Origin of the sequence: Caldanaerobius polysaccharolyticus DSM 13641 (genome assembly GCF_000427425.1) — a bacterium.
Classification (GTDB): domain Bacteria; phylum Bacillota; class Thermoanaerobacteria; order Thermoanaerobacterales; family Caldanaerobiaceae; genus Caldanaerobius; species Caldanaerobius polysaccharolyticus.
Genome location: NZ_KE386495.1, coordinates 214,483 through 232,256, shown reverse-complemented (window position 1 = coordinate 232,256; position 17,774 = coordinate 214,483). Strand labels below are relative to the sequence as shown.

Annotated in this window: 11 protein-coding genes, 1 CRISPR repeat array and 1 riboswitch; of the genes, 8 read left to right on the top strand and 3 right to left on the bottom strand. The window is 44.1% G+C overall.

From position 1 onward, the window contains the following. Positions 1-9: 9 nt before the first annotated feature. Both CALPO_RS0107460 and CALPO_RS14445 read left to right on the top strand, forming a co-directional pair. Positions 10-1,290, top strand: coding sequence for an NAD(P)/FAD-dependent oxidoreductase (locus tag CALPO_RS0107460; protein WP_026486751.1), 1,281 nt, complete (start codon positions 10-12; stop codon positions 1,288-1,290). 407 nt (positions 1,291-1,697) lie between these two features. Further along, the gene (locus CALPO_RS14445) at positions 1,698-1,868 is read left to right on the top strand and encodes a CDIF630_02480 family spore surface protein (RefSeq protein ID WP_084295230.1); all 171 of its coding nucleotides are present in this window, start codon (positions 1,698-1,700) and stop codon (positions 1,866-1,868) included. A gap of 496 nt (positions 1,869-2,364) precedes the next feature. Beyond that, a CRISPR array of direct repeats spans positions 2,365-3,128; the repeat unit is 30 nt; unit sequence GTTTTGAGTCTACCTATGAGGGATTGAAAC. A gap of 132 nt (positions 3,129-3,260) precedes the next feature. On the opposite strand, the gene nifJ is transcribed toward CALPO_RS14445, so the two are convergent. Beyond that, the gene (gene nifJ / locus CALPO_RS0107450; protein ID WP_051585915.1) at positions 3,261-6,785 is read right to left on the bottom strand and encodes a pyruvate:ferredoxin (flavodoxin) oxidoreductase; all 3,525 of its coding nucleotides are present in this window, start codon (positions 6,783-6,785) and stop codon (positions 3,261-3,263) included. A gap of 135 nt (positions 6,786-6,920) precedes the next feature. Between nifJ and CALPO_RS0107445 the strand changes: the two genes are divergently transcribed. From CALPO_RS0107445 to CALPO_RS0107420, 6 genes are all read left to right on the top strand, one after another. Continuing rightward, a complete protein-coding gene (locus CALPO_RS0107445; RefSeq protein ID WP_026486749.1) occupies positions 6,921-7,955 on the top strand; it encodes a helix-turn-helix transcriptional regulator in 1,035 nt (344 codons plus the stop codon). 5 nt (positions 7,956-7,960) lie between these two features. Next, the gene (gene pepF / locus CALPO_RS0107440; protein WP_026486748.1) at positions 7,961-9,766 is read left to right on the top strand and encodes an oligoendopeptidase F; all 1,806 of its coding nucleotides are present in this window, start codon (positions 7,961-7,963) and stop codon (positions 9,764-9,766) included. Further along, on the top strand, positions 9,750-10,286 hold the full coding sequence (locus tag CALPO_RS0107435) for an inorganic diphosphatase (RefSeq protein WP_026486747.1): 537 nt from the start codon (positions 9,750-9,752) through the stop codon (positions 10,284-10,286). The genes pepF and CALPO_RS0107435 overlap by 17 nt, the downstream gene beginning before the upstream one ends. A gap of 100 nt (positions 10,287-10,386) precedes the next feature. Beyond that, positions 10,387-11,334, top strand: a complete 948-nt coding sequence (locus CALPO_RS0107430) for an AAA family ATPase (protein ID WP_026486746.1) — start codon at positions 10,387-10,389, stop codon at positions 11,332-11,334. After that, positions 11,327-12,469: a DUF58 domain-containing protein gene (locus tag CALPO_RS0107425; protein ID WP_026486745.1), complete on the top strand. Its 1,143-nt coding sequence runs from the start codon at positions 11,327-11,329 to the stop codon at positions 12,467-12,469. The genes CALPO_RS0107430 and CALPO_RS0107425 overlap by 8 nt, the downstream gene beginning before the upstream one ends. Positions 12,470-12,493: 24 nt before the next feature. Beyond that, positions 12,494-14,638 (top strand): transglutaminase family protein, encoded by a 2,145-nt coding sequence (locus CALPO_RS0107420; protein WP_026486744.1) that lies wholly within the window; start codon positions 12,494-12,496, stop codon positions 14,636-14,638. A 27-nt stretch (positions 14,639-14,665) separates the two neighbouring features. Next, a riboswitch (cyclic di-GMP riboswitch) is annotated at positions 14,666-14,749 on the top strand. Between the two features lie 227 nt (positions 14,750-14,976). Here the strand turns inward: CALPO_RS0107420 and CALPO_RS0107410 are convergent. Together CALPO_RS0107410 and CALPO_RS0107405 are read right to left on the bottom strand one after the other, a co-directional pair. Further along, complete coding sequence (locus tag CALPO_RS0107410; RefSeq protein WP_026486742.1) at positions 14,977-16,173, bottom strand: Ger(x)C family spore germination protein; 1,197 nt, start codon at positions 16,171-16,173, stop codon at positions 14,977-14,979. Next, complete coding sequence (locus CALPO_RS0107405; RefSeq protein ID WP_051585914.1) at positions 16,170-17,756, bottom strand: spore germination protein; 1,587 nt, start codon at positions 17,754-17,756, stop codon at positions 16,170-16,172. Before CALPO_RS0107405 ends, CALPO_RS0107410 begins: the two co-directional genes overlap by 4 nt. Positions 17,757-17,774: the final 18 nt, after the last annotated feature.

Below are 17,774 nucleotides of genomic sequence, written 5' to 3'. Positions count from 1 at the left end.
GGGATATTCATGAGGTATGTGGTTATAGGTGCCAGCGCTGCTGGAATAAGTTGCGCGAGAAATCTTAGGAAATTAGACCGCGAAGGAGATATAACCTTAATTTCAAAGGATCAGATGGTATATTCCCGCTGTATGCTTCACCTTTTTATCAGCGGCGACAGGTCTTTGGATGAAATGAGATTTGTGGAAGGCGATTTTTTTGAGAGGAATAGGATACAGTGGATAAAGGGCACCGAGGTAGTAAAGGTTCAGCCTTATGAAAAACGCGTTGTCACTTCTGATGGAAAAGAGTATACATACGATAAGCTCCTTATAGCCACCGGTTCTACACCTGTTGTTCCGCCTTTGGAAGGGTTACGTGAAGGAATAGAGAAGGGCAGATACATCTTTACGTTAAAAAACATAGGCGATGCCCAGGAGATCAAAGAAGCGTCTAAGGCGTGCAAGCGCGCTGTGGTGATCGGTGGAGGACTTATAGGGCTGGACGTGGCAGTAAGCCTTAATAGACGCGGAATTAAAGTGATTGTAGTGGAGATGAAAGAGCATATATTACCTCAACAACTGGACCAAAAGGCGGCTGAGAACTACCAGGGGCTTTTTAAAGAAGAGGGGATAGATATTGTGACGGGTAAGGCCATTTCAAAAGTGATTTATGGCACTACGGGGGATGTGAAAGGAGTTGCCTTATCTGACGGAAGCACAATTGATGCCGATATGATAATCGTGGCGGTAGGTGTAAAGCCCAGTTTTCCCGAGGTGGAAGGGGGACAGCTTAAAACTCAAAAAGGCATTTTGGTAGACGAACATCAGAGAAGCTCTATAGAGGATGTTTACGCAGCTGGTGATGTATGTCAGTCTTATGAGATGTTCATAAGACAATACGCGCTAACGCCGATCTGGCCTGTGGCTGTAAGGCAAGGGGAGGTGGCGGCATACAATATGGTAGGGATAAATAAGGTCCTTGAAGATAACTTTGCTTTTAAAAATTCCATGAAGTTTTTTGGCCTGCCCACCATAAGCTATGGTTATGCTGAACCCCCTGATAGTAGCTACGATGTCGCGGTATGCGATGGTCCTGGGTATTATTATAAGGTGGTGTATAAGGGAAATATTATCTATGGAGCTATAATACAGGGAGATATAGCAGGAGCGGGTGTGTTGGGTAAGCTTATCCAGAACAGGTATGACGTTTCACGCAAATTGCAACGAGGAAGATGGGATAGTGTGTTTAGCTTGACTTATGGAGATTTTTTCAGTGAAAGTGAAGATGGAGCTTTTCATTTTGCCTAGATGATTCCAGAAACCACAGGATGCTCGGAGTAAAAGGTGTGGGGATCTGGTGGCTTTTTGTAGAGGGTGTCAAGGAAGGTGATATGTACAAATACGAGATCTGCACCAAACGGCATCGGTGGTGACCGACATCTATGGCAGTAATCCTACTTATGCATGCCGGAATGGGTTTTAATTACAAATGTACAAATGGAATATGGGCTGGATTGCAATACACTCCTGAAATCAGAAAAAAGTAGTTTATGAGAAAAAATCCCTGTCAGGTAAAATGCTGGGAGATTATAACCAAAAATTTTTAAATTTAAAGTTATTTATGGGAGCAGAACTCCAGTATAATTCTGACAGGAGATATGCGGATGAAATATGGTGTATCTGAAGATAATATTCTTTGAGGAGGTTGAATTCTTATGGGCAAAAAAGAGAAAGATAAGCGAGTCCATCCTTATAAAGTGATTGAAAAACATGAAACAGCCGCATGGGCCGACATACACAAGGTGAAACCTGTCTCCAATGTGGCTATACCTTCTGAGGCTGCTGTAAGAGATGCAAAAGACTGGGTAGATGCTAATCAAAAATAATTAAAACAACGCACTGTTCTTTTAAGTATTCATTGGCCTTGGCAGTGAATAAAATCTGGCTATTGGATATTCTCCAGTAGCCTTTTGATATCTAACTGATGATCGCCTCGACTCTCAAATCCTAGGCGCCTGGTGCGCGTGATAAATAATTTCTCTTGTTATTATAATCGGTGCTTATCTAGAGAGTTATATAAGATGAGATGAGGCGAGGGAATACTTAATTGGTTTCTTAAGATTAGACTTGAGTACAGTGGGAAAATAGGAAATGCTGTGGGAGTAAAATTGGAGATGACATAATCATATAGATTTTAAGTTTTCAATGTCGTCGACCTGCGGTAGCGTAAAAACAGCGGGGGTTAGACGACACATTTTTTTATATCAAAAACCTTGATTTAAAAGAAAAATTATAATATCATTGAATTGCAAATGATAATTGGGATGTTTGATTATTATTATTGCGTTGGCGTAAAAATACCGCTTTAAGTGCTCTGTACGGGTTTTGAGTCTACCTATGAGGGATTGAAACTCCGAGCCATAAACAGGATACCAGGAATAAATATAAGTTTTGAGTCTACCTATGAGGGATTGAAACTGACTTGCTATCTTTTCAACGTCCATAACTTGTGCTGGTTTTGAGTCTACCTATGAGGGATTGAAACCAGCAAAACAAAAAAATAAAAAAGGAGTGTATAAAATGGTTTTGAGTCTACCTATGAGGGATTGAAACTTAAGAGGTTGGGACATAGATAAAGCGTTAAATGAACGTTTTGAGTCTACCTATGAGGGATTGAAACACATGCCAATGTCGTCAAACATAATGACTCCGTTTGTTTTGAGTCTACCTATGAGGGATTGAAACACATGACAGCAGAGTTGAGAGGCGATAGTACCAGCAGTTTTGAGTCTACCTATGAGGGATTGAAACTCTCAACGATATGATGAACGGTACTAGCAGCCGTCAGTTTTGAGTCTACCTATGAGGGATTGAAACATAATAACATTCACCCTATTACGCCTATTGAAGCTGAGTTTTGAGTCTACCTATGAGGGATTGAAACTCACTTCAAAAATGGATGGAGATGGCAGAGAAGGTGCGTTTTGAGTCTACCTATGAGGGATTGAAACTCAGAATATTGAAATATACACCGCCTTGAGAATTGAGCGTTTTGAGTCTACCTATGAGGGATTGAAACATAAGCCAAAAAGCTGAAGATATAAAGAAAATAATAAGTTTTGAGTCTACCTATGAGGGGTTGAAACATATCTCGTTAAGTGTTTTTTAAAATGTTTTAGATAGTCTTACTTAGAAAATAAAAATACCGCTTTGACTTATTAAGTCTTAGCGGTATTAATCTGTATATAAAAAGTGAGCTGTATAGCCCACTTTTTATATCAAATGTATGATTGTTCTGATAACTTTTTGTACGTTTCATAACGCGCTCTGGCGTGCTTTTCTGCTTGCTCAAACAGCTGCTGAGCTATGTCGGGTGCTACATTCATAAGCGATGAGTAGCGTATTTCTCCTTGCAGGAAATCCTTAAATGACTGAGTAGGAGCCTTTGAATCCAGTATAAAGGGATTTTTGCCTTGCTTTTTGAGCTCAGGATTGTATCTGTACAGGTGCCAGTATCCGCTTTGTACGGCTTTTTTCTCTTCTGCTATGCTTGTACCCATACCCATCTTTATGCCATGATTTATGCAAGGCGCATAAGCGATGATAAGGGAAGGGCCTTTGTACTTCTCGGCTTCTGTAATGGCTTTTACGGTTTGATTCATATCCGCTCCCATGGATATTTGTGCTACGTATATATACCCATAGCTCATGAATATAAGGCCCAGGTCCTTTTTGGTTATCCTTTTGCCTGCTGAGGCGAATTTAGCTACCGCTGCTGTAGGTGTTGATTTGGAGGACTGACCTCCAGTGTTGGAATACACCTCTGTATCCAATACCAGGACGTTGACGTCGGCTCCTGAAGCCAGTACGTGGTCAAGCCCGCTATAGCCTATATCGTAAGCCCACCCGTCGCCGCCTATTATCCAGTGGGATTTTTTTACGAGGAAGTCTTTGTATGATACGATCTCTTCCAGCACTTTATTGCCCTTGTAGTTAAAATTTTTTAATTCATCGAGTAATCTGGCTGATGCCGTTTTAGAGGCATTGCCGTCGTCCATGGCCTCAAGCCATTCTTCCAGCGCTTCTTTTAGTCGCTGACTGATTGGCATGTCTAGAGCTTGTTTTACCAGGCCTTTAAGCTTCTCCCTTATGTGGTTTACGGCCAGAAACATACCGTAGCCGTATTCGGCGTTGTCTTCAAACAGCGAGTTGGCCCACGTCGGCCCCTTGCCCTGGGCGTTGATGGTATAAGGGATGGAGGGCGCACTGGCTCCGTATATGGAAGAACAACCTGTAGCGTTGGCTATCATCATCCTGTCGCCGTACAGTTGGGTTATGAGCTTTATATAAGGTGTTTCGCCGCAGCCAGGGCATGCGCCGTGGAACTCGAAGAGGGGCTTTGCGAACTGGCTGCCTTTTAAGGTGTGCACGTCCATGAGATTGTCTTTTATCGAAAGGGTGATGGCGAATTCCCAGTTGGCTGCTTCCCTTTCAGTTTGCTTTTCAGCGTCTACCATCACCAGGGCTTTACCTGGAGCAGGGCATATGTCAGCGCAGTTACCACACCCAGTGCAGTCCAGCGGGCTCACCTGTATGCGGTAATGAAGCCCTGCGAGGTTGCGGCCTACGGCAGGCTTTGTTGTGAAGGTCTGTGGTGCCTTTGCCAGCTCTTGCTCGTTTAGCAGGAAAGGCCTTATTACGCTGTGAGGGCAGATAAAAGAGCACTGGTTGCATTGTATGCATTTGTCAATCTGCCATTCGGGTATCATAATAGCTATGCCCCTCTTTTCATAAGCCGTGGTACCTGGTGGAAAAGTGCCATCTTCCATACCTGAAAAAGCGCTGACGGGCAGGTTATCCCCTTCCATTCTGGCCATAGGCCGCTGAATGTTTTTTACAAAAGGCGGCTCGTCCTCTAAAATTTCCTGATTTTCCTGGGCGTTTTTCCAGCTGTCGGGTACGTTTACTTTTACCAGTGAGCTTATGCCGCGATCAACAGCTTTCCAGTTCATTTCCACAATATTCTGGCCTTTTTTACCGTAATTTGCCACTACAGAATCTTTAAGGTATTTTACCGCGGCGTCCAGTGGAATGATATTTGTTAACTTGAAGAAGGCTGCCTGCATAATCATATTGATCCTGCCTCCAAGCCCGATTTCCTTTGCTATGGAGACCGCGTCGATGATGTAAAACTGAATGTTGTTTTGGGCGATGTACCTTTTAATAGAGGCTGGCAGCTTTTCTTCCAGCTCTTGAATGTTCCACGGACAGTTGAGGACAAATATCCCATTGGGCTTGAGGCCTTTTAATAGATCGTACTGGTATAAAAAAGACTTGTTATGGCACGCTATGTAATCGGCCTGGTGCACAAAGTATGGGGATTTTATGGGCTTAGGACTTATCCTCAGGTGGGATACGGTGGTTCCACCGGATTTTTTGCTGTCGTATGAGAAATATCCTTGCACGTACAGATCGGTATTATCGCCTATGATCTTTATGGCCGCTTTGTTGGCGCCGACGGTTCCATCAGAGCCCAAACCCCAGAATTTACAGCTTATGCCCTCTTGGGCTACACTTATATTTCCTTCAGGCAAAGAGGTATAGGTTACATCGTCTACAATACCTATAGTAAAGCGGTCTTTTGGATTTGGCGCTTTAAGGTTGTCAAAGACAGCTGCTATATGAGAAGGCCGCGTATCTTTGGAACCAAGGCCATACCTTCCGCCTATTATAAGGGGTTTATTGGGTGCGCTGTTGTATGCGTGAACTACATCCTGGTATAACGGCTCTCCCAGTGAACCGGGTTCTTTTGTCCTGTCCAGCACAGCTATCCTCTTTGCCGTTTTAGGCATGGCTTCAAAAAAGTGTTTAAGCGAAAACGGCCTGTAAAGCCTTACTTTTAAAACTCCTACCTTTTCTCCCTTTGATATAAGGTAGTCTACGGTTTCTTCAATGGTATCGCATACCGAGCCCATGGCTACTATCACGTCTTCGGCGTCAGGGGCGCCGTAATAGTCAAAAAGCCTGTATGCTCGCCCTGTGATTTTGGCCATTTCCTTCATGTAGTGTTCGACGACGTCAGGTACGGCAGCGTAAAACTTGTTGGAGGCTTCCCGCCCCTGGAAGAATATATCGGGATTTTGGGCCGTTCCTCTTATTACAGGGTGTTCGGGATTTAAAGACCTGCTCCTGAATTCATTGACTTTGCCGTAGTCCAGCAGTGTTGCGAAGTCCTGGTAATCTATTACGTGGATTTTCTGTATCTCATGGGATGTCCTGAATCCGTCAAAGAAGTGTAAAAAAGGTATTCTGCTCTTGATAGCGGCCAGGTGGGCAATTCCGGCTAAATCCATAACTTCCTGTACGCTGGATGAGCACAGCATAGCAAAGCCCGTCTGCCTACATGCCATCACGTCTGAGTGGTCGCCAAAGATGGACAGGGCATGGGTAGCTACCGCCCTGGCGCTGACGTGCAATACAGCTGGGAGCAGCTCGCCGGCTATTTTGTACATATTGGGTATCATAAGGAGAAGGCCCTGGGATGCGGTAAAAGTGGTGGCTAATGCCCCTGCCTGTAGGGAACCGTGCAGGGCCGCAGCAGCTCCTGCTTCTGATTGCATCTCCACTACTTTAACAGGCTGGCCAAAGAGGTTTTTTCTGCCTTTGGAGCTCCACTCGTCTACCATTTCCGCCATAGGCGATGATGGCGTTATGGGGTATATAGCTGCAACTTCTGTAAAGGCGTAAGCCACATAGGCTGCGGCAGTGTTTCCGTCCATCGCCTTCATATTGTTTGTCGTCATCGTCAAACCTCCTCATCTTGATTTGGTATTTATTATTTTTTGTTTAAGTAAGGTAAAACATGTATGAGCTGTTATTGTAAAATATTTTTTTTAATGGTAAAATGTAATTGCATTTTTAAAGTAGGGGTGGAGAGTTTGCCTAAGTCCGTTGACAGTACACAGGTAGAAAGACAATGGAAAATTCTCACCATACTCTCCTGGGAGAAAAATTGGCTTTCCATCTCGGATATATGCGAAAAGCTTGAAGTGCAGTTTGGCGAGAAAGTAAACAGGAGGACTGTGCAAAGAGATATTGATGCACTGTCTCTCGTATTTCCTATTTCGGAGCAGCAAGGTTCCAAGGGTACGGTTTATGCTTTGGATTCGCTTAAGATGGACAACATCATGATGAGCTTTAACGAACTGGTTTCACTTTATTTCCTCAGGGAGAACTTAAAAAACCACCGTGATGAACTGGGCAAAACCGCGTACCAGCTTATAGATAAGATAATAAAGTATCTGCCGGCTGTTTACCAGGATTTTATTGAGAGGCTTTATAGAGGTTTTATGGTGGAAAGCAATAAAAAGTCTGATCAGGTTTCCATGGACGTGATAGATACACTGTACAAAGCCATTAGCGAAAAGAAGACTGTAAGGATGAAGTATTATTCTTTTAGCTCTGATAAAGTGACTTATAGAGAGGTTGACCCTTACATCATTTATTACAAAGACGGCTACTATTACCTGGCAGGATTTTGCAGGGTGCATAATGACATAAGGGATTTCAGGGTTTCCAGGATAATGGATGTGGCTATACTGGATAAAAGCTTTGTGGTATCAAAGGATTTTGACAGGAATAAATACAACAAATACGCTTGGAATATATTAAAAGGGGGAGGACTCGCTACTGTTAAGGTCCTTTTTAAGGGCAACGCTGCCAGGCTCGTGAAGGAGTATGAGAGGCATAGAGCTGATAGCATTGTGGAAAACGAAGACGGTAGCGTGGTTTTTGAAAAAAAGGTATCTTCGTATGAGGAGATAATGCGATGGATACTGGGTTATGGCAGCGAAGCAGTGGTGATAGAGCCTCGGGAATTAGCTTGCTCCATAGTGGAAGAAATCAATGCCATGAAAGAGGCGTACGCAAAGCAGGGTTTAAGCGAAACCGATTTAAATTTATACAAGGAGTGATTTAGATGAATATGCTACCCAAGAGAGAGCAAATCAGCCCAGAGTACCGTTGGCGGCTTGAGGACATATACGCTACTGACGATCTGTGGGAGCAGGACTATAAAAGGTTGAAGGACATGCTGCCTGTTATAAAAAGCTACAGCGGTAAGATGGATTCGGCTGGGACTGTATACGAGGTCCTTAACCTGAAAGACGAGATAAACATGATAGCCGAGAAGCTTTTTACCTATGCCCGCATGAGAAGAGATGAGGACAATGGCAATTCCGTGTATCAGGCGCTGGCTGATAGGGCTGCGGCCATTATCACCGAAGTGCAGAGCTGTCTGTCTTTTATAGTCCCTGAACTGCTGTCAAAGCCTTATGAGGTTTTGTATGGTTTTTTGCAGGAGGACAAAAGACTTGAGCTGTACAGGAGGTACATTGAGGAACTTATAAGGCAGAAGGCACATGTATTATCGGCCCAGGAAGAGCGGCTGTTGGCCATGATGGGTGAGGTCGCCGATGCCCCTGATGCCGTGTTTACCATGATAAATGACGCCGATCTGAGGTTTCCTGTGATAAAAGGCGAAAACGGCGAGGATGTGGAATTAACCAAGGGGAGGTACATACAGCTTTTAAAAAGCTATAATAGAAGGGTTAGAAAAGACGCCTATGAAGCCCTATACGATACATACGGCAGGCTGAGGAATACCCTGGCTACTACTTATAATTACAATGTTAAAAAAGATGTGTTTTACGCCAGGGCGAGAAAGTACAATTCTTCCCTGGAGGCCTCTTTGGATGACGACAACGTGCCTGTGAGCGTCTATAACGGTCTTATAGATGCGGTAAACAGCAATCTAGGGCTTTTGCACAGGTATATGGCTTTGAAAAAAAGGGCTTTAAAGCTTGATAAACTTCAGATGTATGATGTGTATGTGCCCCTTGTAGAAGGCGTAAAAAAGAGGATACCTTACGAAGAGGCCGTGGATACGGTTAAAAATGCCCTTACCCCTTTAGGAGAGGAGTACGTAGATCTGCTGGATAAGGGCTTTAAAGGCCACTGGATAGATGTATTTGAGAATCAAGGCAAGACCAGCGGCGCTTATTCCTGGGGATGCTATGGGGTTCATCCTTATGTGCTGTTGAATTACCAAGAGAGCCTTGACGACGTTTTTACCTTAGCACACGAAATGGGCCACGCCTTGCATACCTATTATTCCAACGCTCATCAGCCTTATATATACTCTCATTACAGGATATTTGTGGCAGAGGTAGCATCTACATTAAACGAAGCTCTCTTGATGCATTATTTACTGTCCAACATTAAAGACCAAAGCCAGAGGCTTTACCTTATAAACCATTATTTAGAGGAGTTTAGGGGTACTGTGTTCAGGCAGACCATGTTTGCTGAATTTGAAAAGGTAGTCCACGAAAAAGCGGAATCAGGTATTCCTTTAACCGCTGATTTGCTATGCGATGTGTACAGGGATTTAAATGCCAGGTACTTCGGGCCTGATGTGGAGACAGACCATAGGATTGCCATGGAATGGGCCAGGATACCTCATTTTTATAGGAGCTTTTACGTTTACAAATACGCCACCAGCTTTTCTGCAGCTATTGCCATATCTCAGCGCATCCTGCAGGAAGGCAAACCCGCTGTGGACAGGTATATAGAATTTCTCAAAAGCGGCAGCTCCGATTATCCCATCGAGCTTTTGAAAAAGGCAGGTGTGGACATGACCACTCCTGAGCCAGTTCAGGATGCATTAAGCACCTTTGAAGACCTGCTTAACCAGATGGAGGTTGGGCTAAATGAGCATATGGCATAACGTGTCCATGGATAGGGTAACTCCTGAGAGGTTTATGGCTGTAATAGAGATACCTGCAGGCAGCAAAAAAAAGTACGAACTGGACAAAGAAACAGGGTATATAAAACTGGACAGGATATTGTACACCTCAACCCATTACCCAGCTAATTACGGCTTTATTCCCAGAACTTATTCAGAAGATGGGGATCCCCTTGATGTCCTGGTGCTGTGCCAGGAAGAGCTGGATCCCCTGGTTTTGGTAGAATGTTATGCTATAGGTGCTATCAAGATGATAGACGATGAGGATGTAGATGAAAAGATCATAGCGGTACCTGTGAGGGATCCGGCCTTTAACGGGTATAAAGATGTGTACGATTTGCCCTCCCATGTGATGGCGGAAATATCCCATTTTTTTGAGGTTTACAAGGAACTGGAGCATAAAGAAACCAGCGTCAAAGAGGTTTGTGGGAAAAAAGAGGCTGTAGAGATCATAAGGAAGGCTATTGAGCGGTATAAGGTGGAGTTTCCGGGCGGATTTTAAAAAGGCGGCGTAGGAGGGGCACTTTTGCTTTTTGCACCTTCATGTGTTATAATTTAAAATAGTAGTACAATTGCGAATCGTCACATAGGAGGGAAGAACAATAGGGTACAGGTTTAACATAGAGAAACTGATCAATAACATCCAAAAGGTTATTGTAGGCAAAGAATTGACCATAAGGCTTATGATCATAGCGCTTCTGTCCGGTGGTCACGTGCTAATAGAGGATATGCCAGGAGTGGGAAAAACCACGCTGGTAAAGTCCCTTGCCAGGTCTTTAAATTGTTCTTTTAGGAGGATACAATTTACCCCTGATCTTCTCCCATCGGATATAACGGGTGTGTCGGTATTCAACCAAAAAACCAACGAATTTGAGTTTAAAAAAGGTCCTGTTTTCAGCCAAATTGTCCTTGCTGACGAGATCAACAGGACATCGCCTAAAACCCAATCCAGTTTGCTGGAAGTGATGGAAGAAGGCCATGTGACCGTGGATGGCAACACTTATCCTGTAGAAGAGCCTTTTATGGTGCTGGCCACACAAAACCCCGTAGAATACGAGGGGACGTATCCGCTGCCCGAATCCCAGCTGGACAGGTTTATGATGAAGATATCCATGGGTTATCCCGACCATTGGGAGGAGAAGGCCATTATTAAAAGGTTTATAGAGCATGAGGTATTGAAAGAACTTACTCCAATTATGACCAAAGAGGAACTTCTGGAGATAAAGAGGAGCGTAAGGTACGTATACATAGACGACAGCATTATGACGTATATCGTGAACATCGTGCAGAGGACCAGGGACAATCGGTATGTGTATTTAGGTGCCAGCCCCAGGGCATCTCTTATGCTGGCCCGAGGGGCTCAGGCCAATGCCATTGTAAACGATCGCAATTATGTAATACCTGATGATGTAAAAATGCTGGCAGTGCCGGTGCTTTCTCATCGGTTGGTAATTAAGCCTGAGTACAGGTTAAAAGGTATGAGCAACGAAGAATTTATAAAGGGCATTTTAAATGAAGTCAATGTGCCCGTGGTGAGAGATTATGCTTGATCGCCTGTGGCCCTGGTTTAAGTTTAAATACGTTGTTGTATTTGGTTTGTTGATAGCGCTTTTTTTAATCGCCCTTTTTACGGGCGGTCCTTTTACTTATACGCTGTTTTACGTTTACCTGTTTACAGTAATGCTCTCTATAGTGTGGTGTTTTGCCTCTTCTAGAGGCATATCTTGCGATTTGAAAGCAAGAAATGAGAGGATTTTTGTAGGCGAAACCGCCGCTGTTGAAATCGTTGTAAGAAATACATATCCGCTGTTTTACCCTTATGTATCCTTATCGGAAATAAATTTCGGAAATATACTGAGATCTTCTTTTGCCCCGGCAGAAAGCAAGGTATTGGTAAAAGAACTATCTCTGCGACGCTACGGCGTATACAGGCTGGGCCCTTTGAATATAGAGATAAGGGATGGCTTTCAGCTCTTTTCTTATTCAAGGGATACCGGAAAATGCGCAGAGATAAGGGCTTATCCTAAGCTTATACCGATTCAAAGCCTGCACCTTGAGGCCCGCCAGCAATTTGGTACAATTCCAGTAAATGACAGGATATACGAGGATTACACCAGTATATCGGATACGAGAAAGTACAGGTATGGTGACAATTTGAAAAGGATTCACTGGAAGACGTCTGCTAAAAAAGGGGAACTTTACGTAAAGAACTACGAGCAGCTGGCTGATAACACCATGACTATTTTCTTGGACAGGTTCGAGGGGAATTACGGCGATGCGCTGGTAGATGAAAAAGCTATGGAGTACTGCGTATCCCTTTTCAAGTACTACCTTGAGTTAAACATACCCACAAAGGTTGTCACGGCCACGGCGGTGGTGGAGGGCAGAAATATACATCAGTTTACAGAGTTATTGGATAAGCTTATACTGCTGGAACCTAAGGAAGAGATCAAGGTTTCCGCTGTGCTTAAGGACTTTGTGGAAACATCCCAATACGGGGATTCACTGACGGTGATCACCCCTTATGCGGATTTTGAGCTGGTGGACCGGCTGTCGGCGTGCAAGGCAAAGGGCTGTGGGGTCGTGGTGTTTGTCGTAACGAGGGAAAAGGATGTAATTAAGTACTCCGACGTTTTGACATTTTTAAATGATAACGGCATTTACGCCAGGTGTATAAGCGCATGAACTTGAAAAAGGGGTTGTGGGGAATTGGGTAAAAAATGGGTGTTATTCGCGATTTCAGCGTTCATGGCTTTTACAATAAATGAGTCTGTATCCAGAGGGCTTGCATCCCCTTATTCTCAAAGCGCTGTATTGGCGCTTACAGTCCTCTTCATGCTGGCCTCTGCTTTTATATTTAAGTATCCATGGCATAGCGCTGTTTTTATTGGCTGTGGGATTTTGCTCTGGGCTTTTGCGCATTGGCATGGAGAGAAGGCGGTACACCTCGGAGATTTCATCGGGTGGTCAGTGCAATACATTAGTGGCAACGAGAGGGCAAACGGCTACGTAGTCCCCCTTTCGCTGTTGATGTACGCCGGCATTTCTCTGGCCATGTACGCGTTGGCGGTGAGGTTTAGGCTGTTTTACGTAGCCTTTGCCATAGGGATTGGAATATTTGCCGTGCAGTGGTATGGCTTTGTAGACAGGGCATATACCTATATGCTGTATTTTGTGGCCGCATCTTTAGTGTACTGCGCTGTATTTAATTACCCTTTTGATAACGCCGATATAAGGGTGATGGGATGGGGTTTTATGGCCTGTGCGATTGTGATGGGTGCAGTGCATTACATGCCTGTGAAGATACAGCCTGTTTCCTGGGAGAGGCTCAGCCAATGGGTACAGGATACATTCCCCGTGGTCAGGACATGGAGAGGGTGGAATGACACTGCGGGTGTTGGTTTTACGGGGTTTACAGAAGGAGCTCAGTGGTTAGGAGGTCCTGCTGTTTCTGATAATGGAGTGGCGCTTTATGTGAAAACCACCGCAGATACACTGTATTTGAGAGGTGGTGTGTATGATATGTATGACGGCAAAAGGTGGGCGAAAAGCGGTGAGCGATGGGTAGATGTCCAGGATGGATTTATACCCAAAGCCTATAGTAAAGGCGTCAAAGGCAGAAATATTACTGTGGATATTATGCAGGGGCCGTGGAGCACCAGGGTGTTGTTCACTGTTTTACAGCCTGTATACGTGAAGACGCCCGGCGGCGCAATTGAATCCGATGAAGACCTTCAGTTGCGCTATAGCCGTCGCGTAAGCAGTGGTTTTAAGTACACCTTTACGGCTTTTCAACCTGATGTAGACCCCAATGCGATGAGGGCTTATACATCCATGGAAGTGCCTGATAGCATGAAAAGGTATTTGCAGCTTCCTGATGAACTTCCCCAGAGAGTAAAAGACCTGGCTTTAAAGATAACCGAGGGTTATAAGACGCCTTTTGATAAGGCGCTGGCAATAGAAGCGTATCTGAGGCAATACGAGTACAATTTAGATGTCCCTTCAACGCCTGCTTCCAGGGATTTTACGGACTATTTTCTCTTTGAATTAAAAAAGGGCTATTGCACTTACTACGCCTCGGCTATGGCTGTAATGCTTAGATGTGTAGGAATACCTGCAAGGTATGTGACAGGCTTTATATATAGGGCTTCGGACAGCGGTGAAAGCGCGCAAGGAGGCTACAAGGCCGTTACCGACGCTGCTGCTCATGCGTGGGTGGAGGCTTATTTCCCGGGTTATGGATGGGTTAACTTTGAGCCTACGCCTTTTTATCTCCCCCTTTATTATGGAAGGAGTTATTCGGCTGGGGGCGCGACACCTTATGGCATTGCCAACGGGTATTATAGCGGTTACAGCCATGAAACATTTACGCCTGATTATACTCAGGGCACAAATAATAAAGGAAATGAAACACAAAAGGATAGCAGCGGTGAAAATAAAACCTATAGCGGCACTTCAAAATCAGAGAGCGACAAGCTCAACAAAGGGCCAGAATGGGCAAGAGGAGTGGCTATTTTAACAGCTGGACTTTTTGCCTTAGTTATTTTTGCCGTATGGGCTTTTAGGTACAGAAAGAAAAAGCCTGTGGTACCATTAGATCCCAAGCAAAGGGCTCTGTGGCAGTTTGAAGAGGTGTTAGCACATTTATCAAGTTGTGGGTTTAAAATGTATTCAGGGGAGACAATACTGGAATTTGCCGATAGGATATCAAAACACCTGGAATGTGAGATAAATTTTCGCGATGTGGCCTTTGCTTTTAACAGGGTGAGGTATGGCAGGGAGCCGCAAAAGGTAGATGTGGAGATGTTGGATAGTTTTTATCAATTGATAAAGACAAAAAATTTTAACTCTTGACAGATTGGCATATATGGTATAATTTATTAAAGTGTAGGGGATGATGATATATGGCCTGTATATGGGCACTTGGGCCATATGGAGTCAATAGTGCAACCGACCTACATAAAATTAAAAGATTTTATTGATCCAGGTAAGGAAGTCATTAGGTTTTTTTAACCTTATTCCAAATACCTGGATGATGCTAAAAAAATACGCCAGTGAGAGAACTATTATATATACTATTAGTTCTCTATTTTTTTTGCCCTTTACAAGGGGAGTAATCTGAATTGCCCCTATAATGACGAACAAAGCGGTTATGAGCAGAGCATTGAACATGTTTATTGACACCTTCCTCTTTAATATTTGGGTGGTTTGCTGGTTATGCCGGTGCGTGCCAGCCATGATTTTACTTTTATTTCTACAGGTAAATGGGGGAAGAGGTCCTTCCAATCTCCTTTAATCTGGTTCCATATTTTAGGATAATGCTGATGTATTTTTTCACCAAAGCCGAATACATCTGATTTGTATTCCTTTTGTATTTTGTTGAGGGCCAATTGTATCCGGTGCTTTATCGCTGCGTTTTGCAGCTGCTCTAGTTCACTTATCCTTTGAGGATTGGACAGGTCTATGGAGGTTTCTTGTTCATCAAGGGTGGTTTCAGCGGTGACAGATATCTGCATGGATAGCTTATTGTCCTTTAGCACAGGCCTTACGCTGGTTTTGGACTTTATGATTTCCAACGTGACCTTTCCCTTTTGTTGGTCAGGACCGCGGTTCAGTTCTATGGTACCGTTCTGTATCTTGCCGTTTATGAACAAAAGCCCGGAGGTCTCTAAGGCATTGGTGTAGCCTATGAACTTGTCTTTGTTAAATATCGCAGCGTTTTCTACCGATATTCCAGAAGGTTTGCCGTTTTTTTTGGTGACGCTGATCACCCCCATGATAGGTTGCCTTCCTTCTCCTGCTGTCAGCGCTTTAAAAAAATCATTTATATTAGTTACATAAGCTGTGGATGTCTTCATAGATCTTTTTATAGCTCCGAGGACCTCCTTATAGGGGATTTGCTCAAGTCCTGCAGGTGCCTGCATTATATCCTCTGGTTTGCCCTTGAGGACCATGAGATAGCTTGTCCTCCTGAACTCGTTTTGCCTGGTGAGGGCGTCCAGTATCTCGTTTAAGCCACTTCTTGCCAGTTTTTCAGATATGAAAAATATATCATTTTGCTGAATAAAAAGCTCTCGCGATAGGCTGTTGTTGAATTTTGATAGGGCTTTGGATAAAGTGGGGCCTTCCTCAGACATTATAAGGTAGGGTTTTGATGATTCGCCCCCACCCCCACCGCCCATTCGCCCGCCTCCTTTTGATTGGGCTAGCACCGAGGGTTTTAAGATATGCAGTATGAGCTTTATGTTATTTGCGTCTTTGTCTATTATCACCCCTTGCACAAAAGCCAGCTCATTTATTTCCCTCTTATCCCAGCAGCCTGTGAGAGCAAGCGAAAACGATAGAGATAATAATAAAGTTATAAAAAAGCGAAAAGACGTCTTTTTCATTGATGATCATCTCCATGGTCAGGCTGAGGTTTCATGTGGTCGGCTTGCCGCTTTACGTTTTTTTCGCTTATATGGGTAGGGCGGGACTTCATGTCCCACCACGGCGCCCTGACTAAGGTGTCTTTGAGGTCTGACACATTCGTAGGCGCTATAGGTGAGAGGTAAGGGACGCCAAAGGACCTTAAGGACGCCAGGTGCAGCATTAACGCTATTGCTGATAGCATGATGCCGTAAAAGCCAAAAATGCCGGCTATTAGCATGATAGGGAATCGCAGTAGCCTGATGGTAAAACCAAAAGCAAAAGAAGGCGCGATAAATGACGCTATACCTGTAAATGCCACCACTATGACCATAGCAGGAGAGACGATACTGGCGGATACGGCTGCATCGCCTATGATCAGAGCGCCTACAATGGAAACGGCCTGACCGATGACTTTTGGCAGCCTTATACCTGCTTCCCTTAAGAATTCAAAGCTTATCTCCATAAGCAATGCCTCAATCAAGGCAGGAAACGGCACGCCTTCCCTTTGGGCAGCTATAGCTATGGCTAGAGGTGGGGGAATCATCTCAGGATGAAAGGTGGTAGCCGCGATGTATATGGAAGGCAAGAAAAGGCTTATGAACAACGCAAAAATCCTTATCCACCGCAAAGGGGTTATTACAATATAGTGCTGGTAGTAATCCTCAGTGGACTGGAGGAATTGGAACAATACGGCAGGCACTATTAACACAAAAGGAGTGTTGTCGGTAATTATGGCTATTCTCCCCTCCAAAAGGCTTGCTGCCACTTTGTCGGGCCTTTCGGTATACTCCACTGTAGGGAAAGGGGAGGTGGGTGCGTCTTCTATTAATTCTTCAATGTATTTGCTCTCTAAAACGCCGTCTATTTGAATTCGCTTGATCCTGCTTTTCACTTCGTTTACCATGTCTTCGCTGGCAACGCCCTGGATATACGCTATGGCTATATTGGTTTTTGACAGGGTGCCTACTTTAAGGTTTTCTATCTTAAGCTGAGGTGTTCTAAGCCTGCGGCGTATAAGAGCGATGTTGGTCTTGAGATTTTCGTTAAATCCCTCGCGGGATCCTCTTACCGCGGCTTCGGATATAGGCTCTTCCACGACTCTCATGTCCCATCTTTGAGCGCTCACGATTATAGCGGTGTCATATCCGTCGATTAGCAGCACCACATTGCCGTTTAGTATACTGTCTTTCAGTTGATCCAGTTGGTTTTCTTCTCTTATATCCTCCATTGCCAGCAGGTTGTTTTTTATAACGGCGAACAGGTCTTTAATACCTCCGTTGGGATAGTCCCCGTTCATTAAAGGTCGGAGGAGGTTTTTTTGAATTGACTCTTTGTTTACCAGGCTATCGACCAATATAATGGCAGCTCTTACTTTTTTGTCGTATAATGTAAAATACCTATATACGATGTCCGTATCCTGATTAAATGAATTTTTGAAATAGCTTATATTCATGTCGAGGTTTTTAGACAGGTACTGTGAATTTTGCCACAACTGGGCATTGCTTGATTTTCTCGCGCTGTAGTCCCTTGCCGGTATGGGTTTGACGATTTTTTTCGCCATTTGTCTCACCTCGTAAAT

Excerpts from the sequence above, each read along its gene's own strand:
- CALPO_RS0107460 (WP_026486751.1), top strand. The coding sequence starts at position 10 with ATGAGGTATGTGGTTATAGGTGCCAGCGCTGCTGGAATAAGTTGCGCG.
- CALPO_RS14445 (WP_084295230.1), top strand. The coding sequence starts at position 1,698 with ATGGGCAAAAAAGAGAAAGATAAGCGAGTCCATCCTTATAAAGTGATT.
- nifJ (WP_051585915.1), bottom strand. The coding sequence starts at position 6,785 with ATGACGACAAACAATATGAAGGCGATGGACGGAAACACTGCCGCAGCC.
- pepF (WP_026486748.1), top strand. The coding sequence starts at position 7,961 with ATGAATATGCTACCCAAGAGAGAGCAAATCAGCCCAGAGTACCGTTGG.
- CALPO_RS0107435 (WP_026486747.1), top strand. The coding sequence starts at position 9,750 with ATGAGCATATGGCATAACGTGTCCATGGATAGGGTAACTCCTGAGAGG.
- CALPO_RS0107425 (WP_026486745.1), top strand. The coding sequence starts at position 11,327 with ATGCTTGATCGCCTGTGGCCCTGGTTTAAGTTTAAATACGTTGTTGTA.
- CALPO_RS0107410 (WP_026486742.1), bottom strand. The coding sequence starts at position 16,173 with ATGAAAAAGACGTCTTTTCGCTTTTTTATAACTTTATTATTATCTCTA.
- CALPO_RS0107405 (WP_051585914.1), bottom strand. The coding sequence starts at position 17,756 with ATGGCGAAAAAAATCGTCAAACCCATACCGGCAAGGGACTACAGCGCG.